This window comes from Nonomuraea recticatena (genome assembly GCF_039533245.1).
Lineage (GTDB): Bacteria > Actinomycetota > Actinomycetes > Streptosporangiales > Streptosporangiaceae > Nonomuraea > Nonomuraea roseola.
On record NZ_BAAATE010000023.1, the window covers coordinates 105393 to 129411 of the forward strand.

23 protein-coding genes are annotated in these 24019 nt (G+C 71.5%); 12 read left to right on the forward strand and 11 right to left on the reverse strand.

Features of this window, described 5'->3' with window-relative positions:
- Positions 1 to 75 precede the first annotated feature (75 nt).
- Entirely contained in the window at positions 76 to 1161 is a 1086-nt protein-coding gene (locus tag ABFX50_RS34310) for a GNAT family N-acetyltransferase (protein WP_346152349.1), read from the reverse strand.
- A gap of 110 nt (positions 1162 to 1271) precedes the next feature.
- Here ABFX50_RS34310 and ABFX50_RS34315 point away from each other — a divergent pair, with 110 nt between their 5' ends.
- A complete protein-coding gene (locus ABFX50_RS34315; RefSeq protein WP_183647688.1) occupies positions 1272 to 1649 on the forward strand; it encodes a DUF2795 domain-containing protein in 378 nt (125 codons plus the stop codon).
- A gap of 1 nt (position 1650) precedes the next feature.
- Positions 1651 to 2664, forward strand: a complete 1014-nt coding sequence (locus ABFX50_RS34320; protein WP_346152351.1) for a baeRF2 domain-containing protein — start codon at positions 1651 to 1653, stop codon at positions 2662 to 2664.
- Here ABFX50_RS34320 and ABFX50_RS34325 read toward each other — a convergent pair.
- From ABFX50_RS34325 to ABFX50_RS34335, 3 genes are read right to left on the reverse strand one after another with little or no spacing between them, the layout of a single operon-like run.
- On the reverse strand, positions 2654 to 3253 hold the full coding sequence (locus tag ABFX50_RS34325; protein WP_346152353.1) for a LutC/YkgG family protein: 600 nt from the start codon (positions 3251 to 3253) through the stop codon (positions 2654 to 2656). The genes ABFX50_RS34320 and ABFX50_RS34325 overlap by 11 nt on opposite strands.
- Positions 3240 to 4628: a lactate utilization protein B gene (locus ABFX50_RS34330; RefSeq protein ID WP_346152355.1), complete on the reverse strand. Its 1389-nt coding sequence runs from the start codon at positions 4626 to 4628 to the stop codon at positions 3240 to 3242. Before ABFX50_RS34330 ends, ABFX50_RS34325 begins: the two co-directional genes overlap by 14 nt.
- The gene (locus tag ABFX50_RS34335; RefSeq protein ID WP_346152357.1) at positions 4625 to 5311 is read right to left on the reverse strand and encodes a (Fe-S)-binding protein; all 687 of its coding nucleotides are present in this window, start codon (positions 5309 to 5311) and stop codon (positions 4625 to 4627) included. The genes ABFX50_RS34330 and ABFX50_RS34335 overlap by 4 nt, the downstream gene beginning before the upstream one ends.
- A 46-nt stretch (positions 5312 to 5357) precedes the next feature.
- On the opposite strand from ABFX50_RS34335, the gene ABFX50_RS34340 reads away from it, so the two are divergent.
- Complete coding sequence (locus ABFX50_RS34340; protein WP_346152359.1) at positions 5358 to 6059, forward strand: FadR/GntR family transcriptional regulator; 702 nt, start codon at positions 5358 to 5360, stop codon at positions 6057 to 6059.
- A gap of 36 nt (positions 6060 to 6095) precedes the next feature.
- Here ABFX50_RS34340 and ABFX50_RS34345 read toward each other — a convergent pair whose 3' ends face one another.
- The gene (locus tag ABFX50_RS34345; RefSeq protein ID WP_346152361.1) at positions 6096 to 6932 is read right to left on the reverse strand and encodes an NAD(P)H-binding protein; all 837 of its coding nucleotides are present in this window, start codon (positions 6930 to 6932) and stop codon (positions 6096 to 6098) included.
- Positions 6933 to 7004: 72 nt separating this feature from the next.
- Here ABFX50_RS34345 and ABFX50_RS34350 point away from each other — a divergent pair, with 72 nt between their 5' ends.
- Positions 7005 to 7766 (forward strand): helix-turn-helix domain-containing protein, encoded by a 762-nt coding sequence (locus tag ABFX50_RS34350; protein WP_346152363.1) that lies wholly within the window; start codon positions 7005 to 7007, stop codon positions 7764 to 7766.
- Between the two features lie 12 nt (positions 7767 to 7778).
- Here the strand turns inward: ABFX50_RS34350 and ABFX50_RS34355 are convergent, their stop codons facing one another.
- Positions 7779 to 9254, reverse strand: coding sequence for a sulfatase family protein (locus ABFX50_RS34355; protein WP_346152365.1), 1476 nt, complete (start codon positions 9252 to 9254; stop codon positions 7779 to 7781).
- A gap of 56 nt (positions 9255 to 9310) precedes the next feature.
- On the opposite strand from ABFX50_RS34355, the gene ABFX50_RS34360 reads away from it, so the two are divergent.
- Entirely contained in the window at positions 9311 to 10300 is a 990-nt protein-coding gene (locus tag ABFX50_RS34360; RefSeq protein ID WP_346152367.1) for an LLM class F420-dependent oxidoreductase, read from the forward strand.
- On the opposite strand, the gene ABFX50_RS34365 is transcribed toward ABFX50_RS34360, so the two are convergent.
- Positions 10297 to 12210 carry an FtsX-like permease family protein gene (locus tag ABFX50_RS34365; protein WP_346152368.1) on the reverse strand — a complete coding sequence of 638 codons (1914 nt, stop codon included), beginning with the start codon at positions 12208 to 12210 and terminating at the stop codon, positions 10297 to 10299. The genes ABFX50_RS34360 and ABFX50_RS34365 overlap by 4 nt on opposite strands.
- An 8-nt stretch (positions 12211 to 12218) precedes the next feature.
- Positions 12219 to 12896 (reverse strand): ABC transporter ATP-binding protein, encoded by a 678-nt coding sequence (locus ABFX50_RS34370; protein ID WP_183647715.1) that lies wholly within the window; start codon positions 12894 to 12896, stop codon positions 12219 to 12221.
- Positions 12897 to 12994: 98 nt separating this feature from the next.
- Here ABFX50_RS34370 and ABFX50_RS34375 point away from each other — a divergent pair, with 98 nt between their 5' ends.
- Both ABFX50_RS34375 and ABFX50_RS34380 read left to right on the forward strand, forming a co-directional pair.
- A complete protein-coding gene (locus ABFX50_RS34375) occupies positions 12995 to 13645 on the forward strand; it encodes a response regulator (RefSeq protein ID WP_346152371.1) in 651 nt (216 codons plus the stop codon).
- A gap of 141 nt (positions 13646 to 13786) precedes the next feature.
- On the forward strand, positions 13787 to 14353 hold the full coding sequence (locus tag ABFX50_RS34380) for a DUF4328 domain-containing protein (protein ID WP_246451888.1): 567 nt from the start codon (positions 13787 to 13789) through the stop codon (positions 14351 to 14353).
- Positions 14354 to 14359: 6 nt separating this feature from the next.
- Here the strand turns inward: ABFX50_RS34380 and ABFX50_RS34385 are convergent, their stop codons facing one another.
- From ABFX50_RS34385 to ABFX50_RS34395, 3 genes are all read right to left on the reverse strand, one after another.
- Positions 14360 to 18268: a DNA polymerase III subunit alpha gene (locus ABFX50_RS34385; RefSeq protein WP_346152373.1), complete on the reverse strand. Its 3909-nt coding sequence runs from the start codon at positions 18266 to 18268 to the stop codon at positions 14360 to 14362.
- Positions 18268 to 18534, reverse strand: a complete 267-nt coding sequence (locus ABFX50_RS34390; RefSeq protein ID WP_183647724.1) for a DUF6504 family protein — start codon at positions 18532 to 18534, stop codon at positions 18268 to 18270. The genes ABFX50_RS34385 and ABFX50_RS34390 overlap by 1 nt, the downstream gene beginning before the upstream one ends.
- 83 nt (positions 18535 to 18617) lie before the next feature.
- On the reverse strand, positions 18618 to 19349 hold the full coding sequence (locus tag ABFX50_RS34395; RefSeq protein WP_183647727.1) for a GntR family transcriptional regulator: 732 nt from the start codon (positions 19347 to 19349) through the stop codon (positions 18618 to 18620).
- A 210-nt stretch (positions 19350 to 19559) separates the two neighbouring features.
- On the opposite strand from ABFX50_RS34395, the gene ABFX50_RS34400 reads away from it, so the two are divergent.
- Genes ABFX50_RS34400 through ABFX50_RS34420 form a run of 5 tightly spaced genes read left to right on the forward strand, consistent with a single transcriptional unit; the run spans position 19560 to position 24007 of the window.
- Positions 19560 to 20600, forward strand: a complete 1041-nt coding sequence (locus ABFX50_RS34400) for an ABC transporter substrate-binding protein (RefSeq protein ID WP_312895552.1) — start codon at positions 19560 to 19562, stop codon at positions 20598 to 20600.
- Positions 20600 to 21400, forward strand: coding sequence for an ABC transporter permease (locus ABFX50_RS34405; RefSeq protein WP_346124585.1), 801 nt, complete (start codon positions 20600 to 20602; stop codon positions 21398 to 21400). The genes ABFX50_RS34400 and ABFX50_RS34405 overlap by 1 nt, the downstream gene beginning before the upstream one ends.
- Positions 21401 to 21410: 10 nt before the next feature.
- Positions 21411 to 22274, forward strand: coding sequence for an ABC transporter permease (locus ABFX50_RS34410; RefSeq protein ID WP_346152376.1), 864 nt, complete (start codon positions 21411 to 21413; stop codon positions 22272 to 22274).
- The gene (locus ABFX50_RS34415) at positions 22255 to 23394 is read left to right on the forward strand and encodes an ABC transporter ATP-binding protein (RefSeq protein ID WP_312895553.1); all 1140 of its coding nucleotides are present in this window, start codon (positions 22255 to 22257) and stop codon (positions 23392 to 23394) included. The genes ABFX50_RS34410 and ABFX50_RS34415 overlap by 20 nt, the downstream gene beginning before the upstream one ends.
- Positions 23384 to 24007 carry an HAD family hydrolase gene (locus tag ABFX50_RS34420; RefSeq protein ID WP_312895554.1) on the forward strand — a complete coding sequence of 208 codons (624 nt, stop codon included), beginning with the start codon at positions 23384 to 23386 and terminating at the stop codon, positions 24005 to 24007. The genes ABFX50_RS34415 and ABFX50_RS34420 overlap by 11 nt, the downstream gene beginning before the upstream one ends.
- The last annotated feature ends 12 nt before the right edge of the window (positions 24008 to 24019 follow it).

Sequence of the window (24019 nt, forward strand, 5' to 3'; positions counted from 1 at the left end):
GCCCACGCGCCATCCTCCGCGGGGCCCGGCGTCAGTCCAGGGACACGCTCCTCGGGCGCGCGGGGCCGGCCGCCGTCACGGAAGGTCCGAGGGGACGAGGCTGAAGACCACCAGGTCCTCGTTTCCCGCCCCGTTGCGCGCCACGCCCTCCCTGACGAAGCCCGCCTTCTCCGCCACCCGCTGAGAGGCGAGGTTGGAGACGGCGGCGCGCAGCTGGAGCCGCTGGAAGCCGTGCCTGCCGAACAGCCATCTGGCGATCCCCAGCACCGCCTCGCCCGCGTATCCCTTGCCGCGCGCCCACGGCGCGGTCATGTACCCCACCTCGGTCGCGCGGTGTCCCCACTCGGTGCCCTTGAGGTCGACGCTGGCCACGAAGCGTCCCGTCTCCCTCTCGACGACCGCCCAGGTGATGCCGCCCCCGCTGAGGCGGTGCTGCTCACTGATCAGCAGGGCGTAGGCGCGGCCGTGCCCCTCGGTGTAGTCGCGCGGCAGGCCCGTGCGCAGCTGGGTGAGCTCGTCGGCGGCGGTGGCGGTCAGGTCGGGCACGTCGTCGGGGGTGAAGCGGCGCAGCAGCAGGCGCGGCGTGACCAGTTCCTCGTGGGGGAAGACGTGGGACGCGCCGACGGCCCCGCGCAGCAGCCCGAAGACGACCAGGTCGTGCGGGCCGTCCTCCTCGAGCTCCGCTCCCCTCAGCACGCCCTCGTAGGTGTAGCCGGCCTTCTCGGCGACTCTGAGCGAGGGGCCGTTGTCGAGGTTGGCCCGAAGCTCGATCCTGCGCAGCTCGGTGGTGGCGAACACCCACGCCGACAGGCCGCGCACGGCCTCGGTGGCGAAGCCGCGGCCTCGGTGGAGGGGGTGCACGCCGTACCCGACCTCGGTGATGCCCGCGCCCCACTGCGTTCTGAACAGGCTGATGGCGCCGACCACGCGCTGCTCGGCGTCGATCATGGCCAGGTGCACGCCCTGGCCGGACCGCTGGAGCTCGTGCGCCCCCGTGGACAGCCAGTGGGCGACGGCCGCCACGTGGCCGGGCGCTCCCGGCGGCAGGAACCGATGGCCCGCCTCGACGACGGCCCTGACCCTCTCGGCGTCGTCGGACTGGAAGGGCCGAAGGACCAACCGGTCGGTCGTGATCCGCAGGCGAGGGTCAAAAACGCTCACAGTTCCCCTAGGTGCTCCAAGCAGTGCGCAAACCATACAAGCCCGATGTTTGCCGGGGAGCGCGCGGGTAGGGGCGGATATTCGGGCAGTTGGAAAGGGGTGTATGAGGCATGAATCGCGAGAGCGACAAGCACGGGCCGAGGCTGGACGACGACCAGAAGCAGGACGGCGTGGGCTCCACCCATGTGGAGGAGTGGCGTCAGCAGGAGGATCCGCTGCCGCGGGGCTCCTACCCTCCGGGGCACGAGCCGGGCACACCTGAGGGCATCTCGGCCGAGGGCGTGGACCAGCGCAGTGAGCTGGCCAAGTGGCTGAGTGACGCCGACTACCCCGCCGACAGGGGAACGCTGAGGGCGCACGCCGAGCGCGCCTCGGCCCCCGACTTCGTGCTGGAGGCCGTGGACGGCCTGCCGGAAGGCACCAGGTTCGCCAACATCGCCGCGGTGGCCAAGGAGCTCGGACTGGGCATCGAGCGAAAGAGGTGGTGAGGTGAGGCTCGACTTCGCCCGCCCGATGTACGAGCGCCAGGGGCCTTACGCCTCGGTCTACCTCGCGGGGTTGAGCACCGAGGACAGACGACGGCGCTGGCGCTCGCTGAGAGAGGGCATGGAGGAGGCGGACCAGACCACACTCGACGCGCTGGAGGCGGCCGCGACCGACCCCGCCCCCGGCCAGGCCATGTTCGCGGCGGGAGGCGAGCTGATGCTGGCCGAGACGCTTTCCGAGCCGCCGCCGCAGGAGCAGGCGCGCTGGTCGCCGCTGCCGCACGTGACGCCGCTGCTGATGCTGCGCGGCGAGAACGTGCCGCACCTGCGCGTCATCGTGGACCACGCGGGCGCGGAGGTGACGGTGGTCGGTGGCGGGTCGCCGCGCAGGACGACCGCCGAGGCCGAGCGGTGGCCGCTGCAGAAGACGGCGCAGGGCGGCTGGTCGCAGAAGAGGTACGAGCGGGTGGCGGACGAGGACTGGGAGCAGAACGCCTCCGCCGTGGCCAGGGAGATCGACGAGCAGGTGCGCAGGATCGGCGCGGAGCTGGTCGTGGTGGCGGGTGAGCCGAAGTCGCGCTCGCTGGTCTGCGACCACCTGGGCACCAAGGCCTCCGACAGGGTGATGATGGTCGAGCACGGCAGCCGCGCCGACCACGGCCCCTACGAGAGCGACGCGGAGATCAGCCTCGACTCCTGGATCGAACGCCGCAGGAGCGAGCTGCTCGACAGGCACCGCGACGCGGAGGGGCCTGTCGGCATCGAGCAGGTGGCGCGCGCCCTCCGGGAGGGCAGGGCCCACGCGGTGCTGCTGCCGGGCGAGCTCCCCGAGCTGGTGTGGACGGGCATGGGGGGCACGCAGCTGTCGATCGAGGCCGAGGAGCTGCGCAGGTGGGGGGTGGAGGCGCCGGTCCAGGACCGCGCGGACTCCGCGATCGCCAGGGCGGCCGCGATGACCGACACCGAGCTGTGGTTCTCTCCCGAGGTGAAGGACGTCGCGGCGGTGATCAGGTACTGACGATCACTTCGAGGGTGCGGGGACCGTGAACGCCCTCGACCCTGTTCAGTTCGATGTCGCTGGTGGCCGAGGGGCCGCTGATCCAGGTCAGCGGTCGCGCGGGGTCGAGCCTGGCCACCGCTTCGGGAACGCCGGAGACGATCTGGTCGGCCCGCACCACGCACAGGTGGTAGTCGGGCACCAGCGTCAGCGCCCTGCGCCCCTGGTCGGGGCCCGCGTCGAGGACGATGGTGCCCGTCTCGGCGATGGCGACGGCGCAGCCTGTGACCACGCCGTCGGCGCTCAGCAGTTCGTCCTCCGGCACGGCCTGCCCGACGGCGAACGCGGCTCCTCCCGGCACGATCATGCGCTTTCCCTTGGTCACCTCGGCGACCAGCGCGGGCACCTCGGCCGCGGGGACCACGTGGACGATCGCCCGGTAGTCGTCGACGCGCTCGGCGAAGTGGGCGACCAGGTCGTCGCGGGGGATGGTCATGCGGTAGTCGCGCGGGATCTCCACCTCGGCAGCCCCCTGGACCGCCTTCCGCACCCTGTCGAGAATCTCCTGACGAGCGCTGTGTCGGCCTGGTCGCTCGCTACGCTCGCTCATTGCGGGCCCACCACTCTCTGAAGGACTCCTTGGGGATCTCGGGCAGGTCTCTGGTGTCGGTCCAGGCCGACAGCGGACCGGGCAGGCGTTTGGGCACCAGCTTGCGGAAGCGTGAGGCCAGGCGCTGGGCCTTGGCCAGCCGTACCTCCTTGGCCAGCACCCATCCCGCCACCCGCATGCCCGCGCGCTCGGCGCGCGGGTGGGCCACCTTGGCGCGCAGGTCGACCAGCACCTCGGGGATGTCGATCGCCACGGGGCAGGCGTCGAAGCAGGCCCCGCACAGCGTGGAGGCGTAGGGCAGCGAGGCGTCGAGGGCGGAGCCGAGGCCGCGCAGCTGCGGGGTGAGGATGGCGCCGATCGGCCCCGGATAGACCGAGCCGTAGGCGTGGCCGCCCGCCCGCTCGTAGACGGGGCAGACGTTGAGGCAGGCCGAGCAGCGGATGCAGCGCAGCGCCTGGCGGCCGACCTCGTCGGCCAGGACGTTCGTGCGGCCGTTGTCGAGCAGCACCAGGTGGAAGGCCTGGCCCTCGGTCGCGCCCGTCCAGGTGGAGGTGTAGGGGTTCATCCGCTCGCCGGTGGAGCTGCGCGGCAGCAGTTGGAGGAAGACCTCGAGGTCGCGCCAGGTGGGCAGCAGCTTCTCGATGCCGACGACGCTGATCAGGGTCTCGGGCAGTGTCAGGCACATCCGGCCGTTGCCCTCTGACTCGAGCACCACGCAGGTGCCCGTCTCGGCGATCATGAAGTTGGCGCCCGAGATGGCGACCTTGCTGCGCAGGAAGCGCTCGCGCAGGTGGAGCCTGGCCGCCTCGGCCAGCGCGGCGGGCTCGTCGGTGAGGTCGGCGGGGGCGTCGCCCATCTTCGCCAGGAAGATCTCGCGGATCTCCGAGCGGTTGCGGTGGATGGCCGGCACCAGGATGTGGCTGGGGAAGTCGTCGCCGAGCTGGACGATCAGCTCGGCCAGGTCGGTCTCGTAGGCGGTGATGCCCTGCGCGGCCAGGTGCTCGTTGAGGCCGATCTCCTGGGTGGCCATCGACTTGACCTTGACGACCTCGCTCTCGCCGGTCTGCTTGACCAGGTCGGTGACGATGCGGTTGGCCTCGTCGGCGTCGCGCGCCCAGTGGACCCGCCCGCCCGCCTTCTCGACCGCCTCCTCCATCTGGACGAGGTAGCGGTCGAGGTGGCGCAGCGTGTGATCCTTGATCGCCTTGCCCGAGGCCCGCAGCTGCGCCCAGTCGGGCAGCTCGCCGACCACCGAGGCCCGCTTGCCGCGGATCGTGTGGGTGGCCTTGCGCAGGTTGAAGCGCAGCTGGGAGTCCTGCACCGCCTTGGCGGAGTTGGCGGGGAAGTCTCCCGGCATGCCGATGAAGACGCTCATCGCGCGTCCAGGATCTCGGCCAGATGCATGATGCGCACTCCCGTCTTCTGGCGGCGCAGCGTGCCGCCGATGTGCATGAGGCAGGAGTTGTCGGCCGCGCAGAGCACCTCCGCCCCGGTGTCCATGACGTTGCGGACCTTGTCGGAGCACATCGCGGCCGAGATCGCGGGGTTCTTCACCGCGAACGTGCCGCCGAACCCGCAGCATTCGTCGGCCCCTTCGAGCGGCACCAGTTCGAGGCCGCGCACGTGGCTGAGCAGCCTCGTGGGCCTGTCGCCGAGATGCAGCCCCCTGAGCGAGTGGCAGGTGGGGTGGTAGGTCACCCTGTGCGGGAAGTACGCGCCGACGTCCTCCACCTCGAGCACGTCCACCAGGAACTCCGACAGGTCGTGCACCGGCGGGGCCTGCACGCCCAGCCTCGGGTACTGCTCGCGCACCATCGCCGCGCAGGAGCCCGAGGGCGCCACGACGGCGTCGTAGCCGTCGAACACGTCGGCGAAGTGCCTGGCCAGCCGTACCCCCTCCTCGCGGTAGCCGGTGTTGACGTGCATCTGCCCGCAGCAGGTCTGAGCCTTCGGGAAGTCGACGTCGCAGCCGAGGCGGCGCAGTAGCGACACCACCGCCTTCCCCGTGTCGGGGAAGAGTGTGTCGTTGACACACGTGATGAACAGGGCGACTCGCACGGCACTCCCTTCTGGGTATGGTCTGACCATAGTATGGTCTGACCATATGAGGAAGTCGCGGACGTTCGAAGATGTCATCGCCCAGATCGAGCGGCGCATCGCCGACGACGGCCTCACCGTCGGCGACCGCCTGCCCGGCGAGCGGCAACTGGCCGAGCAGCTTCAGGTGGGCCGCTCGTCGGTGCGCGAGGCCCTGCGGGTGCTCGAGACGCTCGGCGTGATCACCTCGCAGGCCGGCAGGGGGCCCGACGCGGGCGCCGTGCTCATCTCCAGGCCCGAGAGCGCGCTGGCCGACCTGCTGAGACTGCACCTCGGCACGGCCTCGCTCGCGCTGCCCGAGGTGATCGACACCAGGCTGATGATCGAGCAGTGGGCGGTCCAGCACGTCGACGCGCCCGAGGCCATGGAGGTCATGCGGTCGGCGCTCGACTCCATGGAGGCGGCGGCGTCCTTCGAGGAGTTCGTCGACCACGACGTCACCTTCCACATGGGGGTGGCGCTGCTGTCGGGCAACAGGCTCCTGGCCGCCACCATGCGAGCCCTGCGCCAGACGATCCACGCCTACTCCGTGTCGGCGGTGCGGGCGGCGGGCCGTACCGACGTGCTGATGGCCGATCACTGGCGCATCTACGAGCTGGTGGGGGCGAGGGACGGGCAGGGCGCGGCCCGCGCGGTGGCCGACCACCTCGCGCACGCCTATCCCTCGCTGACCGGCGAAGGCCCCGCGCGATCAGGCGACCCAGCCTGATCAGGCGCCCTGGGACGATCGGGCGCCCATGGATGATCAGGCGAAGGCGTCCTTGTGGTCGCGCGCCCAGTCCGCGAAGCTCCGGGGCGCGCGGCCGAGGACGGCCTCGACGTCGCCGCTGAGCACGGCCGCGCCACCGCCCGCGATGAAGGCGGAGCCCGTCATGAACACCTCGACCATGAGCGGGTCCATCCCCGAGGTCAGCATCCCCTCCCTGGCCGCCTCCAGCGGCACCGGCACCGTCGCCACGTCACGGCCGAGCACCTCGCCGAGCACCTCAGCCTGGCCGGGCACGCTGATCACCTCGGGCCCCGTGAGCGTGTAGGTCCTGCCGTCGTGCTCGCCCGTGAGCGCCTCCACCGCGACCGCCGCCACGTCGCGCGGATCGACCACGCCCTGCCCGCCGTCGCCCGTCATGTTCGGGATCGGCAGGCCCGCGCCGACGGCCTGCGCCCACATCAGCGCGTTGGAGGCGAAGCCGGCGGGCCGCAGGAGCGTCCATGCCATCCCGCTGTCGCGCACGGCCTGCTCGCCGGGGTGGTGCCAGGAGCGCACGTCGTTCTCCTCTGTGCTCTCGCCGGTGCCCATGGCCGAGATCTTCACCACCTTCCTGGTGCCCGCCCGCCTGGCCGCCTCGACGAGGGCGAGGTCGTGCCGGGCGAGGTCCGTGCCGAAGGCGGTCACCAGGAGCACGCTGTCGACGCCCCGCAGCGCCCGCTCCAGCGAGCCCGGGTCGGCGAAGTCGCCCCGCACCCCCTCGACGCCCAGCTTCGACAGGTGGCGCGCCATCGGGCGGACCCGCTCACCCCTGTCCGCCAGCTGACGGAGCACTTCACTGCCGATGGTGCCCGTGGCACCGGTGATCAGGATCATGTCTCCACGGTGGCGCCCTGGAGGGGCCGCCCTATAGGAATTTTCGGCACAGCCCGCGCCTTGGTCCGAGTCATGAGCGTCTGGGTGGAGGAGATCAGCGAGAGCGCGGTCGACGACAGGAACATCGTGCACGTGCGCGAGCCCGATCCCGCGACCGTGCTCGCCTTCCGGGCCTCCGAGGAAGGGCACGGCGACCTCATGGTGCTGGGTCCTCGCACTCGCGCGTCCTACCTGACGCCGAAGGTGCTCTCCCGGTGCGTCACCGTCCGGCTGCGGCCCGGCTGGGCCAGGGCGGCGCTGGGCGTGCCCGTGAGCGAGCTCGTCGACCGTGTCGTGCCGCTGCGCGAGCTGTGGGGCGCGCGGGCCGACCTGCTGGCCGAGCGCATGAAGGACAGGCCGGGCGAGGAGTCCGCGCTGATCGAGGAGGCGCTGCTGGGCCGCCTGGCCTCGTGCTCGCCCGCCGACCTGTCGCAGGCGGGGCTGCTGGACGCCGCCGTCGGCAGGCTCTCCGTCTCGCGCCGCCCGCCGTACGCGACGAGGGAGGGGACGGCCCCGCGCGTGCCCGACGTGGCGCGCGACCTCGGCATCAGCGAGCGCCATCTGCGCACGCTGTTCACCGGCGCGGTCGGGGTGGCGCCCAAGCGCTTCGCCCGCATCGACAGGGTGCGCGACGTGCTGGCCAGGGCAGGCACCGGCAGCTGGGCGTCGCTGGCGGCCGAGTCGGGCTACTACGACCAGTCACACCTGACCGCCGACTTCCGCTCGGTGATGGGCGTCTCCCCTGGCGCCTTCATGGTGGGCGAGCTGCCCGCCGCCACCACCTGCTCCGCCTAGGGCCGCGGCTCGCTATCCGCCGGAGACGTCGGCCGTGCGGCACGTCGCGCCCGAGCACGCCCGCATCATGTCGAGACGGGCCTGCAGGTTCGCCAGCAGGTCCGCGGGCGCGGTCCTGGCCAGGTTGTGGAGCTGGTAGGGGTCCTGGGTGAGGTCGTAGAGCTGGATCTCGCCCGTCTCGTACCTCACGTAGGTGTGGGTCTCGGTGCGCAGCGCCGCGTAGGCGGGCACGGGCGTCTGCCTGGCCGACCTCTTGTTGGCGGGACGGGTGAACTCGATCAGCGCGTTGCGCCGCCACGGCGTCGGCGTGAGGCCGCGCAGCAGCGGCACCAGCGAGCGCCCCTCGGCGAAGTCGGGGGTCCTCGCCCCTCCGAGCTCGGCGAAGGTGGGCGCGAGGTCGACGGTCTGTGCCATGGCGTGGATGGTCGAGCCGGGCTTCACGCCGGGCCCTCGCACCACCAGCGGCACCTTCACCGCCTCCTCGAACGGCGTGGTCTTGCCCTGCTGCAGGCGGTGGGTGCCGAGGTGGAAGCCGTTGTCCGAGGCGAAGAACAGGTATGTGTTCTCGAGCTTGCCCGTCCTCCTCAGCGCCTCGACCAGGGTGGCGACCATGTCGTCCACGCCGAGCATGGAGCGCATCCTGCGCCCGTACCGCTCGTCGACGCGCGCCTCGGCCTCAGGGTCGAGCAGCGGCCTGCCGCGCAGCCACGCGGGCTCCTCCTCGACGTTCTGCTGGTTGAAGGAGGGCGGGCGAGGCGCCTTCACGCCGGGGAAGGCCGAGACGTGACGGCGGGCGGGGTTGGCCGGGTTGTGCGGGGCGACCGGCGCGAGGTAGAGGAAGAAGGGCTCGTCGTCCGAGGTGACGAAGTCCTCGGCCTCGCGCGTCAGGACGTCGGTCAGGTAGTCGTCCTCCTCCCATCCGTACTCCTCCACGTCGCCGTTCTCGTTGAGCGTGTAGTCGTACTCCTCGTACAGCCGCTTGACCGGGACGTACCACTCGTCCCAGCCGGGCGGGACGTAGTCGGCGGTCGCCGTCTTACCTGGATAGTGGTTGAGGTACTTGCCCATCATCGCGGTGCGGTAGCCGGCGTCCTTCATCCAGGTGCCGATCGTGGAGCGTTCCAGACCCGCGGTGTGGAACCGGTCGAAGCCCCCCTCGGGGGCGGTGTTGGTCCAGACGGTGTGGCTGTGGACGTACTGCGAGCGCAGGATCGACGCCCTCGACGGACAGCACCAGGAGTTCGTGACGAACATGTGGTCGAAGCTGACGCCCTGCTGGACGAGCTGGCCGGTGATGTTGGGGAAGTTCTGCAGCACGCCGTACTCGAGGTCGTCGACGAGGACGAAGAGGATGTTCGGCCGCACCGGTGCCGCGGCTCCCGCCGGTACCGAGTTGCCCGGCATGGCGAGCAGTGGGTACAGCAGCAGCAGACAGACCAGTCGGCGCAACCCCTTCATCAGCACAGGTCTGAACTTCCCGAAAGTCACGCATTGACACCCCTCACAGCGTTATTAGAACCTGTTCTCATTTACGGAGGTGTCGCATGAAGTTGGGGCTGAACCTGGGCTACTGGCAGCGCCACGCGGACGATGCGACCGAGGTCGTCCAGACCGCCGAGCGCCTCGGCTACGACTCGGTATGGACGGCCGAGGCCTACGGCAGCGACGCCTTCACCCCCCTCGCGTGGTACGGCGCGCGCACCAAGCGCATCAAGCTCGGCACCTCCGTCGCGCAGCTGTCGGCGCGCACGCCCGTCGCCACCGCGATGACCGCGATGACGCTCGACCACCTCACCGGCGGGCGGTTACTGCTCGGCGTCGGCGCGTCGGGCCCTCAGGTGGTGGAGGGCTGGTACGGCCAGCCGTTCCCCCGGCCGCTGGCCAGGACCCGCGAGTACGTCGAGATCATGCGCAAGGTGTGGCGGCGGGAGGAGCCTGTCACCAACGAGGGCCCGCACTACCCTCTGCCGCTGCCCGGCGGACTGGGCAAGCCGCTGAAGCTCATCACCCATCCCCTGCGCCCCGACATCCCCGTCTACATCGGCGCCGAGGGCCCCAGGAACGTCGCCATGGCCGCCGAGATCGCCCAGGGCTGGCTGCCCCTGTTCACCTTCCCCTCGAAGATCTCCGAGCTGTACGGCGAGTTCCCCGAGGGCTTCGACGTCGCCGCCATGGTCATGGTCGCGATCACCGACGACGTCAGGAGCGCGCTCGACGGGGTCAAGATGATGCTCAGCCTCTACATCGGCGGCATGGGCGCCAAGTCACGCAACTTCCACGCCGACATCGTCGGCAGGATGGGCTACGCCGAGGCCGCCTCCCGCATCCAGGCCCTCTACCTGGCAGGACGCAGGCAGGAGGCCTTCGACGCCATCCCCGACGAGCTGGCCGACGGCATCTCCCTGGTCGGCCCGCCCGGCAGGATCAAGGAGCGCCTGCAGCTGTGGCGCGACTCGCCCGTGACCACCCTGCTGGTCATGGGCCCGCGCGACGAACGCTCCCTGACCACCGTCCGCGACCTGGTGCTCGGCTAGTCAGGACGGGGAGCGGGGTCGTCGGTGACCGCGCGCAGCAGCGGACGGCTCAGCGCGCCGGCGCCGACCACGCCGGCGAACCCGACCACGACGCACACCGCCAGCATGATCGCCCCCGAGACGTTCGGTGACGTCATCATGAAGGGCGAGGCGCAGAACACCCCGACCGCGATCGAGCCGCCGCCCATCACGACGAGCGGGATCAGCGTCTCCGACCTGCGCGCCCTGTCCAGCACCTCCAGCGGGGTGCCCGCCAGGCGCAGCAGCGCGTAGGTCTGGCGGCGGTCCAGTACCGAGGAGGCGGCGGTGATGCCCGAGCTGGCGATCGCCACCAGGAACGACACCGACAGCACGACGATCGTGCCGGTGGCGATGTCGTCGAGCAGCTGCCCCGTGAAGCGCTGGTCGTCGGCCTCGCTGGTGGCCGAGCGGCCGGGGACCAGCCCGTCGAGCGCCGTGCGCGCCCTGTCGAGGTCGGCCGTGCGCACGTCGGTGACGACCAGGTTCTTCTCGGTCTTCACCGTGGCCTTCACGCCCGCCTTCGCGAGCCGCTCCCGCGCCTGGTCCGCCACGACCGCGGTGTTCGGCGCGGTGAGCCTGAGCTGCTCGCTCGCGACGTGCCCGGCCAGAGCGTTGCCAGGGCTGAGCAGCCCGAGGAAGCCCGCGACGAACCCCGTCAGCGCCACGCCGCTGACCGTCCGCCACGCCGAGCGAGGGTCGTCCATCAGCCTGCGCCCCGCCAGCAGCTTGGCCGGCCTCTTGGCGCGCTTGGCGGTGATCCTGCCGATGAGGCCGACCGCCCAGGGGCCGACCAGGTTGATACAGAGGAAGGCCAGGCCGAGCACCACCGCCACCACGCCGACGCTCGCACTCGTGCCGAGCATGGGGACCACGGCCAGCACCGCGAGCAGCGCGACCAGCCTGACGGCGCGCATGCCGGGCGGCGTCTCCCTCTTGGCCACGCCGAGGGGGCTGACCACGACCCTGCGCAGTCCCACGACCGCCGACAGCCCCACCAGCACGGGCACGGCCACCAGGACGCCGAGCACGACGAGCGGACCGGGCAGCAGGTCGCTGGCGAACCAGGGGCCTCCGCCGATCCTGATCCTGGTGAGCAGGGGGACCGCCAGGCCGTACAGCACGGTGCCGAGGACCGCCCCCGCGAACGCGACGATCATCGCCTCGGCCACGGTCATCCTGACCACCTGGCCAGGCGTGGCGCCGACCAGTCTGAGCGCGGCCAGTCGCTGGTCGCGGCGGGCCACGGTGAGCCGCGCCGCGGCCCCGCCGAAGACCAGCAGCGGCACCACCATGAGCACGCTGGCGATCAGGGCCAGGATTCGGTACCCCTCGGCGTCCTCGCTCGGGACGCCCGCCAGGGAGTCGACCTTGGTGGGCGAGATGTCGCCGCGCAGGGAGTCGCCGCGCGAGACGGTCATCGCCGGGGCGTCGCGCTCGTGACCCACGACCGCGACCAGCTCCTCGGGGTGGACGAGCGCGGCCTCGCCCAGCACGCCTGTGACATCGGAGAAGCGTCCGGCGAGCTGGTCTCCTGGCAGCTTCCTGGCCAGCTCGGCCAGGGCGGGTGAGAGCCAGGTCTCCCCCGGCGCGGGAAAGCGCGCCATTCCGGGTGGCGGCTGCGCCTTCGGGCCGAGCGCGGCCAGGTCGACGACGGTGATCTGCCTGTCCCCCACGTAGTCGGCGCGCCCGGCCTCGATCGCGACCGGCTGCCCCGTGGCCTGGACCGGATTGCGCCAGGCGCCCCTGTCGGCGCGTCCTGAGAAGGCGACGTTGGCCGAGACCGCGAAGAGCAGCAGCCCCGTGGAGATCACCACCGCGCCCAGCGTCAGCCAGGTGCTCAGCATGCCCCTGCGTCCGCCGCCCCTGAGCAGGCGCCAGGTGAGGCTCATGAGCGTGCTCACTGGCTCACCGCGCTGTGCAGCAGGTTGCCGTCGCGGACCTCGACCGTGCGGTCGCACCACCCGGCCACACCGGGGTCGTGGGTGACCACGATGAGCGAGGCGCCGTTGTGCTTGGTCGCCTCCACCAGCAGGCGCATCGTCTCGTGGCCGGTGCTCTGGTCGAGCGCGCCCGTCGGCTCGTCGGCGAATACCACGGCGGGCTTGGTCACCAGCGCCCTGGCGATCGCCACCCGTTGCGCCTGCCCGCCCGACAGCTCACCTGGCCTGCGCCCCTCCATGCCGCCCAGGCCCAGCGGGACGAACCACTGCCTGGCCTGCCGTACGGCGTCGGGCCTCGAGACGTTGCCGAGCATGAGGGGCAGCGCCACGTTCTCCTCCGCGGGCAGCTCGGGCAGCAGCTGGCCGAACTGGAAGACGAAGCCGAACCTGGTCCTGCGCAGAGCGCTGCGCTCGCGCTCCTTCATCGAGTCGATGCGCCGGCCGAGCAGGTGCACCTCCCCCGCGTCCGGCTTCATGATCCCGGCCAGGCAGTGCAGCAGCGTGGACTTGCCCGAACCGCTCGGGCCCATGATCGCCACCGCCTCCCCCGCCCTGATGGAGATGTCCACACCGTTCAGTGCCACCGTCTGGCCGAAGCTCTTGGCCAGACCGTGTCCCGCGAGTACGTCGTTCATGGGAACGACCTTGTCGCGCGGGGCCATGGGGCCGGATCGGCCGTGCGTCCGATGGGCATCGGCCGATCGGACGATCTCCCGTGATTAGGCTTACCGCTGTGACGATTCGTGTGCTCATCGCCGACGACCAGGAACTGGTGCGGACGGGCTTCCAGATGATTCTCGAGGCCCAGCCCGACATGGAGGTGGTCGCCGCCGTGGCCGACGGGGCCGACGCGGTGGAGGCGGCCAGGCGGCTGCGCCCCGACGTGTGCCTGCTCGACATCAGGATGCCCAAGCTCGACGGGCTGGAGGTGACCAGGATCCTGGCGGGTCCAGGCGTCGAGAACCCCATGCGCGTGGTGATCGTCACGACCTTCGACCTGGACGAGTACGTCTACGGCGCGCTGCGGTCCGGCGCCACCGGCTTCCTGCTCAAGGACAGCGGCCCGACCCTGCTGCTGGAGGCCATCAGGGCCGCGGCCGCCGGTGACGCGCTGGTCTCCCCTTCGGTGACCGTACGGCTGCTGCAGCACCTGGCCCAGCCCGCCGCCGGCGCCGTCAGGCCGTTGAATGACCCGCTGACCGAGCGGGAGCTCGACGTCGCGCGCCTGGTCGCCAGGGGCAGAACCAACCAGGAGGTGGCAGCCGAGCTCTTTGTCTCCCTTTCCACCGTCAAGACCCATATCGGCAGCATCATGGCCAAACTCGGGGCGAGGAATCGGGTGGAAATCGCAGCATGGGCGTGGGAGTCCGGCGTGGTGAGCTGATTAACGGAGGGCCAGGCGGGATACATGTGAATCAGAACCTCAGCGCATGCCCGGGGGGAGAGATTCGTGCGCCTTACCCCTTCCGTAGCGAAACGGTCGGCTTCGACCGTTTACCTGGCTCTCGCGGCGCAGCTCGCCGCGATGACGGCCCTGGTGGCGTTCGAGGAGATACGCGGCAGGCGCCTGGCCGCCGAGATCGTCACCATGGGCGGCGACCCACGCGCCCCCGGCGCGGAGGCCGTGGTCGGCGCGGTCACCCTGTTCGCCGTGCTGATGCTGGCCGCCGTGACCACCACGTTCGCGGCGGGCGCCGCCTACCTGACCTGGCTGGTCAGGGCGCGCCGCGCCAACAAGGCCGCCAACCCCTCCGGGCCCGTGCTGGCGGCCTGGCTGCTGCCGGGGATCAACCTGATCGCTCCCGTCATGCTGGTGGACGAGGTGTGGAGGGGCGCCCGCCCGCCGTTCGACCGCAGGGGCCGCTGGCTCGCGCTGGTCGGCGCGTGGTGGCTGAGCTGGCTGACGGCGGTGGCGCTGGTCGCGATCCGGCTGCCGCTGCGCGACTCGACGGGCGACCTGACGGGGCTGAGCGGGCTCGAACTGGGCGCGGCGGCGGTGGCGGCCCTGCTGTGCGCCTGCACGGTCCGCGAGATCACCCGCATCCAGACCGCCCCCGCCCGCCTGCCCCGCCTCACCCCCGCCATCCCCTGACCCGGGTCAGGCGGCTTGGGTGGGGCCTGAGCTGCCCTGGCTGGCGTGCCAGAGCCGGCGGGGCGGGGTGACGACGCCGGGCGTGGGGCCGATGTCGGAGTAGGGGGAGATGCGGAAGCCGTTGGCGTACTCGATGCGGCGGCCGCCCACCCCCTCCGTTGGCGGCTCACGGCGCTCGAGCAGGGCGAGGACCGCTTCCAGGCCGTTCTTGCGCCAGGCGGCGTCGAGGTCCACGAGGTTCCAGCAGTCGACGGCGCGCATGGAGACCGCGCGGGTGCCGGTGCGGCGGATCACCCCTCTGGCCACCATCAGCCACGATCCGAACACCGTCGAGGCGCACCTGCCCTGCACCGACTCGAAGAAGGTCAGGTCGACGGGGCCGGTGGAGTCGTCGAGGGTGGTGAAGATGACGCGCTGCCCCGAGCGGACCGCCGGGGTCTGGGTGGCCACCTTGACGCCCGCCACCAGCACCTCCGCGCCGTTGCGCTGGGCCAGGAGATCTCTGGAACGCACCACTCCGATGGCGTCGAGCAGGTCGTCGTGGAAGCTCATGACGTGGCGGCTGACGTCGATGCCGAGGATCTCCAGCTCCGCCTCGACCATCTCGGTCTCGGTCATCTCGGGCAGCTCGCCGGGCTCGATCCGCTCGGCGAATCCCAGGGGCAGCTGCACGGCCGGCTGCTCGTCCACCGGCGCCCGCGAGCCGGGGTGGCGCTCTCCCGTGTAGCCCTTGCGGGCACGGGATCCCGCCTTGACGCCCGAGGCCGAGGCCCGTTCGAGCACGCCGACCTGGGCGACCAGGTCGCGCCTGGTCAGCTCCCCCTCACGCCAGCGGGGTCCTCCCGGACGCAGCGAGTGGAGCGCGTCGAACCCGCCCACCTGGACCAGCCGTTCGATGATCGGACGGGACGGCCTGGCGCGATCCCAGAAGTCGGCCAGCGAGGTGTAGGGCTGTCCCGCCACCATCCGGTCCACCTCCGCCTCGCTCACCCCCTTCACCGCGGAGAACGGCACGCGCAGGCCGTACCCCCTGCCGAGATCCTCCGCCCTGAAGTCGCGCACCCGCCGCCGGTAGCCGTTCTCCTCGCCCCGAGAGTCCGGAGAGTCCGAAGAGGAAGGCGGCCCGAGGGAGGAGGGGCGCACGCTGAGGCGCAGCGGCGCGGGGCCGACGCGCTCGACGGTCCAGTGCCTGGAGGACCTGTTCACGTCCAGGGGAAGGATGGTGACCCCGCACTGCCGGGCCTCGTCGATGATCACCCGCTGCGGGTACATGCCGGGCTCGTGGGTGAGCACCCCGGCGAAGAAGGCGGCCGCGTGGTGCCGTTTGAGCCAGGCCGACTGGTAGGTGGGCAGCGCGAACGCCGCCGCGTGCGCCTTGCAGAAGCCGAACGCCCCGAAGGCGTCCAGGACCTCCCACGCGCGCGTGACCGTCGCCCGGTCATAGATCGGGCGCACGTTGGCGAAGAACCACTCCCTCGCGACCTCGCGCCCTGCGGGATCGCCAAGGCTGCGCCGTACCTTCTCCGCCTCGGACAGCCCCGCCTCCGTCATGATGTCGATGATCTTCAGGACCTGCTCGTGGAAGACGACCACCCCGTTGGTCTCGGTGAGCGCGGCGCGCAGGCTCGGGTGCGGGTAGGAGACGGCCCGCCAGCCGTGCCTGGACTCCAGGTACGGCGTGACCATGTCGGAGTTGACGGGTCCCGGCCTGAACAGCGAGATGTCGACGATCAGGTCGTCCATCGTGCGGGGCTCGAGCTTGGCGACCAGCTCGCGCTGGCCCGGCGACTCGATCTGGAAGCACCCGAGCGTACGGCTGGCGCAGATCATGTCGTAGGTGTCGTCGTCGTCCTGGGCCACGGCGTCGAGTTCGACGTCGACGTCGTCGACCCGCTTGATCTCGGTCAGCGTGTAGGCCATCGCCGACTGCATGCGCACGCCGAGCACGTCGAGCTTGAGCAGCCCCGCCTCCTCGACGTCGTCCTTGTCGAACTGCGACATGGGGAAGTCGAGCGCGCTGCGCTCCACGGGGGTGCGGTCGCGCAGGCCCGAGTTGCCGACCAGCACCCCGCACGGGTGCAGCGCGATGTGCCTGGGCAGCCCGTCGAGCTTCTCGGCCAGCTGGAACACCCTGCCGAGCCCCGCCTCGTCGAGCCTGCTCTCGCGCAGCTCGGGCAGGTCCTTCAGCGAGGCGGTGATCTGGCGGGCGCGGATGTGCGGGAAGGCCTTGGCGATCGCGTCGACCTCGTGGGGCGGCAGGCCCATCGCGCCGCCCACGTCGCGCAGGGCGCTGCGGGCGCGGTAGGTCTCCATCATGGACACGCAGGCCACGCGCGCCTCGCCGTACATGTCGTAGATCGCCTTGTAGCAGTCGAGGCGGCGGGCGGATTCGACGTCGATGTCGATGTCGGGCAGGCCGATGCGGCCCTCGGACAGGAAGCGCTCCATGAGCAGGCCGTGGTGGAGCGGGTTCACCTCGCCGATGCCGATGAGGTAGTTGACCAGGCTGCCGGCGCCCGAGCCGCGGATGGCGCAGCGGATGCCCATGTGCCGGATCTTGTCGGTGATGCCGACGACGGCCATGAAATATCCGGACAGCTGCTTCTTCTCGATGATGTTCAGCTCGGACTCGAGCCGCTCGCGGGCGTTCCTGTCGCCGCGCAGGCCCCTGTCGTCGAGGCCGTCCTCGCAGCGGTGGCGCAGCAGCGGCACGGGGTCGCGGCCGATCTCGGGCAGGTGCAGGCCGGGCGGGTCGTTGCGGAGGGCGAGCAGGTCCTTCGGCTCGATCACGCACGCCTCGGCGAGGGCGCGCGTGGTGTGCAGCAGCCTGTTGACCCTCGCCTGGTCACCGCCGCAGACCTTGTGGGCGACCCTGCGCATCTCGTCGGTGCTCTTGAGATAGGCGTGGGAGGTGGTCCTGTCGAGGTGCCTGGGGTGCAGAGGGACCAGTTGCCGGGCGGCGTCGAGCACGTCGCCGGTCTGGTGGTCGGCGGGGTCGAGGTACCTGGCGGCGTTGGTGAGGACGGCGGGCACGCCGGACTCCTCGGCGAGGGCGAGCATGCGGACGGCGGTGGTGGCGTCGCGGTAGCCGTACTGGTCGACCAGTTCGATGACGACGCCGCGCACGTGGGAGCGCCAGAGGTTCAGCAGTGTCCTGGCGTGCTCGTCACGTCTGGCCGCCACCGCGCGGCCGACGTCGGACCTCGGGCCGAGCAGCACGACGAGCCCGTCGTCGGGGCCGAACCCGCTCTCGGATCCTCGCAGGCCCCCGGGGCGCGCGGGGTCGCGTGAGAGGGAGGCGCCTGGCGCGGGGGCCGGGCCCTGGTGACCGAAGGAGCTCGGGCCCGAGGAGCCCGCGGCCCATTCGGCGACCAGCTCGCGGGTGAGCGCGGGCTCTCCCCTGACGCCCGTGTGGTGGGCGGCGGTGACCAGGCGGCACAGCCGGGACCAGCCGCCGGAGCGGGCCAGCACGGTGACCCTGTCCTCGGCGTCGGGACCGGTCCGCGGGCGCGCCTCCCGCGGACCGGAAGCACCGAGGGCGCCGGAAGCCCGGGGAGCGCCCGCCAGGGAAGCGCCGGAGGCGGGAGCCGACCGGGTGGAGCCTGGGGCGGCCGAGCGCGAGCGCTGCGAGGCGGGCCTGGTGGAGCCGGAGAGCGGGCCGTGGTCCTCCTCCGAGGCGGCGGGCACGGCGCCCGCGAAGGGCGCGAGCGCGAAATCCACGCCGAACACCGGCGAGATCCTCGCGTCCGCGCACGCCTGGGCGTGCTTGAGCGCCCCGTAGAGCCCGTCGCGGTCGGTCAGCGCGAGGATGTCCATCCCGTGCTCGGCCGCCCGCCGGGCCAGGGCATGGGGGAAGGCGGTGCCGTAGCGCATCGAGTAGGCGGAGCTCATGTGCAGGTGAGGGAAGGAGGTCATCAGTCCCACGCCCTCAGCAGCAGCCAGCCCTCGCTGGCGGTGTCGAAGCGCAGCTCGTAGGAGCCGAGATCACGCCCGGGGCTGGCCTCGACGCGCCAGAACTGGCGCTCGCCGGGATCGCCCTCGCGGGTCTTCCACCATTCGCGGGCCACCACCCACTGGTCGAGGACGCGGCGGACGAGGTAGAGCCGGTCGCGCCAGACGAACTGGGTCGGCTGGCCCTCTCGGGTCCACACCTCTATGGGATCGCCGTAGAGTCTGCTCAAGACGCTTCTTCTCCCCGTGGCTCTGGGTCTGTTGCTGAGCCACCCGGGGGAAGTCGGGTGTTACTTCGAGCATATGTTCGAAGTCATGAGAGCGCAAGCCGGGTGAGCGGGTTCGCGCCGATCGAGTTGCGGATGCTGAAGGCGACGCTGCCCGCCCGGTACCGGTCGTCCGACCACTCCACGGGCCGCCCCTCCTGGGTGGTGGTGACCCTGCGCTGGCGCAGGAGCGGGCTGCCCCTCCGCACCCCCAGCAGGCGGGCGTCCTCGCTGCCCGCGGCGACCGCGTCGATGAGGTGCTCGCCGTAGGCGAAGACGAGCCCCACGCTCTCGTAGAGCCCCTGGGTCACGGAGACGCAGTCAGGCGGCAGCGCCTCCACCGCGCCGGCGATCCACGAGGCGTAGACGGTCCGCTCCAGCAGCACGGGCTCGCCCTCCAGTGTGCGCAGTCGCAGCACCTCCAGGACCTCGGGGCTGCCGAGCCTGACCAGCTCGGCGGGTCCCGCCCTGCGGCGGCGCTGTCCGAGCACTTCGCCGCCCACCCTGTGCCCCTTGGACCTGGCCCACTGGGCGAAGCTGTGCAACTCGGCGAAACTCTGGCTGCGCTCGCCGCCCAGCACGATGCGCCTGGCTCCCTGTCGCGAGCCCACCAGGCCCTCCGCGGCCAGGACGGCCACCGCCTGCCGTACGGTGCCCCTGGCGGCGGAGTAGCGCGCAGCGAGCTCGGCCTCCGAGGGCAGCTGCGACCCGACGGGATGGACCCCGGCGAGGATCTCGTCGCGCAGCTCAGCGGCGATGAGTTCATAGCGCGCGGCCATATGCGATCCCTCTCGTTCACGAAAAAGCAATGTTTATGCGACTAACTGGGTCTGGCCTTGTTTGTACAAGTTCCCCTAGGTTTTATCCACACCCCCGAGAGTGGAGGCGACGTGTCCGCACCTCGCATCGCAGGCTTGATCGCAGCTCTAACGGTAGTGACCGCGGCGTGCGGCGCAGCGCCGGCCACGGAGACCAAGACGGAAGGCGGGGTGAACGCCGCGACGGCGACCTCGGCCGCCGACTTCGGTGGTCTCGACAAGCTGGTCGAAGCGGCCAAGAAGGAGGGCAACCTCCACGTCATCGCACTCCCGCCGGACTGGGCCAACTACGGCGAAATAATCAAGAAGTTCCAGGAGAAGTACGGCATCGCCATCGAGAGCGAGAACCCCGACGCCTCCAGCGCCGACGAGATCAACGCGGTGAAGACCCGCAAGGGCCAGGATCGCGCGCCCGACGTGCTGGACGTCGGCCAGGCCTTCGCCTTCAGCGGCGCCAAGGAGGGCCTGTACGCCTCCTACAAGGTGCAGAGCTGGGACAAGATCCCCGAGGGCCAGAAGGACCCGAACGGCCTGTGGGTCAACGACTACGGCGGCTACGTCTCCATCGGCTGCGACGCCAAGAAGATCGGCACCTGCCCGCAGACCTTCGCCGACCTGCTGAAGCCCGAGTACAAGGGCAAGGTCGCGCTCAACGGCAACCCGAACAAGTCGGGCTCGGCCTTCGGCGGCGTCTGGGCGGCCTCGCTGGCCGAGGGCGGCTCGCTCGACGACATCGGCCCCGGCGTGCAGTTCTTCAAGAAGCTGAAGGACGTCGGCAACTACAACCCCGTCGAGTCCACGCCGGCCACGGTCGAGAAGGGCGAGACGCCCATCAGCATCGACTGGGACTACCTCAACGCCGGCTACCGCGAGCAGTTCCTGGCCAAGGGCCTCGACTTCCAGGTGGTCGTGCCGACGGACGGCGTCTACGCCCAGTACTACGCGCAGGCCATCAACAAGGACGCCCCGCACCCGGCGGCCGCGCGGCTGTGGATGGAGTTCCTCTACAGCGCCGAGGGCCAGAACCTGTGGCTCAAGGGCGGCGCCCGTCCGGTGCTGATGCCCTCGATGACCACCGAAGGCACCATCGACAAGGCGCTGGCCGACAAGCTGCCGCCGGTCGAGGGTGAGGCCAAGTTCCCGACCGAGGACCAGGTCAACAAGGCCAAGGACGCCCTGGCCAAGACCTGGGACGCGGCCGTCGCCGGCTGATGCGGCGCTCACTCGGCGCGCTGCCGCTGCTCGTCTTCGTCGGGCTCGCCTTCGGGATCCCCGCCATCGCCATGGTGGCGGGGGCCTTCACCCCCGGGCTGGACAACCTGGCGCTGACCCTGCAGGGCGGCTACCTGCTCGCCCTCCTCAACAGCGTGAAGCTCTCGGCCGTGGTGGCGGTGCTGGGCGCGGTGCTCGGCACCTTCCTCGCCCAGGCCGTCGTCACCTCCCGCTCGACGGCGCTGCGCGAGGCCGTCCTGACCGCCTCGGGCGTGCTGGCCAACTTCGGCGGCGTGCCGCTGGCCTTCTTCTGGGTGGCCACGCTCGGCAACGCGGGCGTGGTCAGCGGCCTGCTCGGCCTGCCGTCCGGCTCGCTGTTCAGCTTCTGGGGCCTGGCCCTGGTCTACCTGTACTTCGCCGTGCCGCTCATGGTGCTGGTCATCGCGCCGGCCCTGGACGGCCTGCGCCCGCAGTGGCGCGAGGCCGCCGCCAACAACGGCGCCACCACCTGGCACTACTGGCGCCACGTCGGCCTGCCCGTGCTGACCCCCGGCCTGCTCGGCGGCGTGGTGCTGCTGTTCGGCTCGGCCTTCGCCGCCTACGCCACCGCCTCGGCGATGGGGGCGGGCACCGTGCTGCCGCTGGTCACGCTGAAGATCGCGGCGGCCCTCTCCGGCGACGTGCAGACCGGTTTCGAGAACGTGGGCCTCGCGCTCAGCCTGGACATGGTCCTGGTCGCCGCGCTGGTCATGGCGGTCTACCTGCCGCTGCAGAAGAGGAGCACCCGATGGCTGCAGTGAGGTGCGCGCCATGACCACGCTCGCGCCCGTCGCGCCGGTCCCCGAGACCGTGCCCTCGGGGCAGGCCCGCACGGGCGGGTCCAGGCTCTGGCGCCGCTTCGTCCTGGCGCTGGCCGGCATCTACTTCCTGGTCCCGCTCGGCGCGTCCTTCTGGTTCACGATCTACAACGAGGCCACGGGCGTGTCGTTCGCGCCGTACGCGGAGCTGTGGACCGCCGAGGGCTTCCTGTCGAGCCTGCTGCTCTCCCTCGGGCTGGCCGTGGCCACCATCGTGCTGGTGCTGCTGCTCACCCTGCCCGCCATGATCGCCGTACGGCTGGCCGCGCCGCGCCTGCGTCCCGTCATGGAGGTCGTCTGCACGCTGCCGCTGGTGGTGCCGCCGATCACCTTCGTCGCGGGCATCAGCAGGTCGCTCCAGGTGGGCGGCGAGGTGCTCGCGCCGACGCCGTTCTGGGCCACGCTGATCGCCATCCAGGACCAGGACTTCCCCCTGGTGCTGGTGTTCGCCTACGTCATCCTCGTGCTGCCGTTCGTCTACCGTTCGCTCGACGCGGGGCTGCGCACGATGGACGTGCGCACACTGGTCGAGGCGGCGCGCAACCTGGGCGCGTCGTGGCCGTACGTGATGTTCAGGGTGATCGTCCCCAACCTGCGCTCGGCGCTGGCCAGCGCCTCCTTCCTCACCCTGGCCCTGGTGCTGGGCGAGTACACCGTGGCCAGCATCCTCGGCTACCAGCCGTTCGCGGTCTGGATCGTCACGATCTCGGGCTCCAAGGGCCAGCTGTCGGTCGCCGTCTCCGTGCTCAGCCTCCTGCTCACCTGGCTGCTGCTGCTCACTATCTCTGGAGGTACCCGTGGCCGCCGCTCGGCTTGAGTTCAAGGGCCTGCGCAGGGCCTTCGGCAGGACGGTCGCCCTCGACGGCTTCGACCTGACCATCGAGCCCGGCGAGCTCGTCGCCCTGCTCGGCCCCTCGGGCTGCGGCAAGACGACCGCGCTGCGCTGCGTGGCCGGTTTCGAACGCCCCGACGAGGGCGCGGTGCTGGTGGACGGCAAGGACATCACCGGCGTGCCCGCCAACAAGCGCGACGCGGGCATGGTCTTCCAGTCCTACTCCCTGTTCCCCAACCTCGACGCCGCGGAGAACGTCGCCTTCGGCCTGCGCGTCCGCAAGGCCCCGAAGGCCCAGCGGCGGGCCAGGGCGCTGGAGCTGCTGGAGCTGGTCGGCCTGCCCTCCCAGGCCGACCGCTACCCGCACCAGCTCTCGGGCGGCCAGCAGCAGCGCGTCGCCCTGGCCCGCGCGCTGGCGCTGTCGCCTCGCGTGCTGCTCCTCGACGAGCCGCTGTCGGCGCTGGACGCCAAGGTGCGCGTCTCGCTGCGCGAGGAGATCCGCCGCCTCCAGCTCGACCTGGGCATCACCACGATCTTCGTGACGCACGACCAGGAGGAGGCGCTGTCGATCGCCGACCGCGTCGCCGTCCTGCGCGACGGGCGGCTCGAGCAGTGCGGCACGCCCGCCGAGGTCTACGACCGCCCCTCCACCCCGTTCGTGGCCGAGTTCGTCGGCGCCATGAACCACCTGCCAGGACGGGTCTCCGGCGACCAGGTGACGGTGCTGGGTCAGCTCCTGCCCCTCGACGGCGCCTTCGCAGGGCCCGACGTGGACGTCCTGATCAGGCCGGAGGCGGTCCTGGTCAGCCCCTCGCCCGAGGGGCGCGCCGAGGTCGTGGCCGCCTCGTTCCGAGGCGCGTCCGTCCGCCTGAGGCTCTCGCTCGAGGGCGGCGAGGTGCTGGCCGACGTGCCGGGCCACGAGGCCGTACGGCTGGCGCCCGGCACGCGCGTGTCCGTCCGGCTGGTCGAAAGGCCCGTCCTGGTGGCGCCGCGCACCTCCGCCGCCCCCGCGCCGTCGAAGGAGTCCGGGGACGGGCCCGAGGAAGCCGCCCCGGGCACGGTGGCCCCTTCCGACGCTCCGAAGGATCCCGCGGGTGCCTCCTGACCCCACCCGTTCCGCCCCCGCGCCCTTCGACGCGGTCCTGTTCGACATGGACGGCACCCTCGTGGACACCGAGGGGCTGTGGTGGGAGGCGACCGCCGACGTGGCCGCCGGCCTCGGCCGTGAGCTGGGCCCCTCCGACCTCCCCCACGTGCTCGGCCGCACGGTCCACGACACCGCGTGCCATCTCGCCCCCGACGACGTCGCCAGGGTGTCCGACCGGCTGACGGACTCCTTCGCCGACCGCATCAGGAAGGGCGTGCGGGTCGTGCCGGGGGCGAGGGAGCTGCTGCGCGCCCTCACCGCGAGCGCCGTTCCCACCGCGCTGGTCAGCGCCTCGCCCCGGTCGATCGTCGAGCTGGTGCTGCCCTCGCTCGGCCACCGCTTCGAGGTGGTGGTGGCCGCCGAGGACACCGCGCGCGGCAAGCCGTACCCCGACCCGTATCTGGAGGCCGCGCGCCTGCTGGAGACCGACCCGCGGCGGTGCGTGGCGCTGGAGGACAGCCCCACGGGCGTCGCCGCCGCCACGACCGCGGGATGCGACGTGCTGGTCGTGTCCGTCGAGGTGGGGCTGCCCGCGCTCGCCGACGTCATCCGGCGCAAGGGGAGGTCCTAAATGGCGTCGATG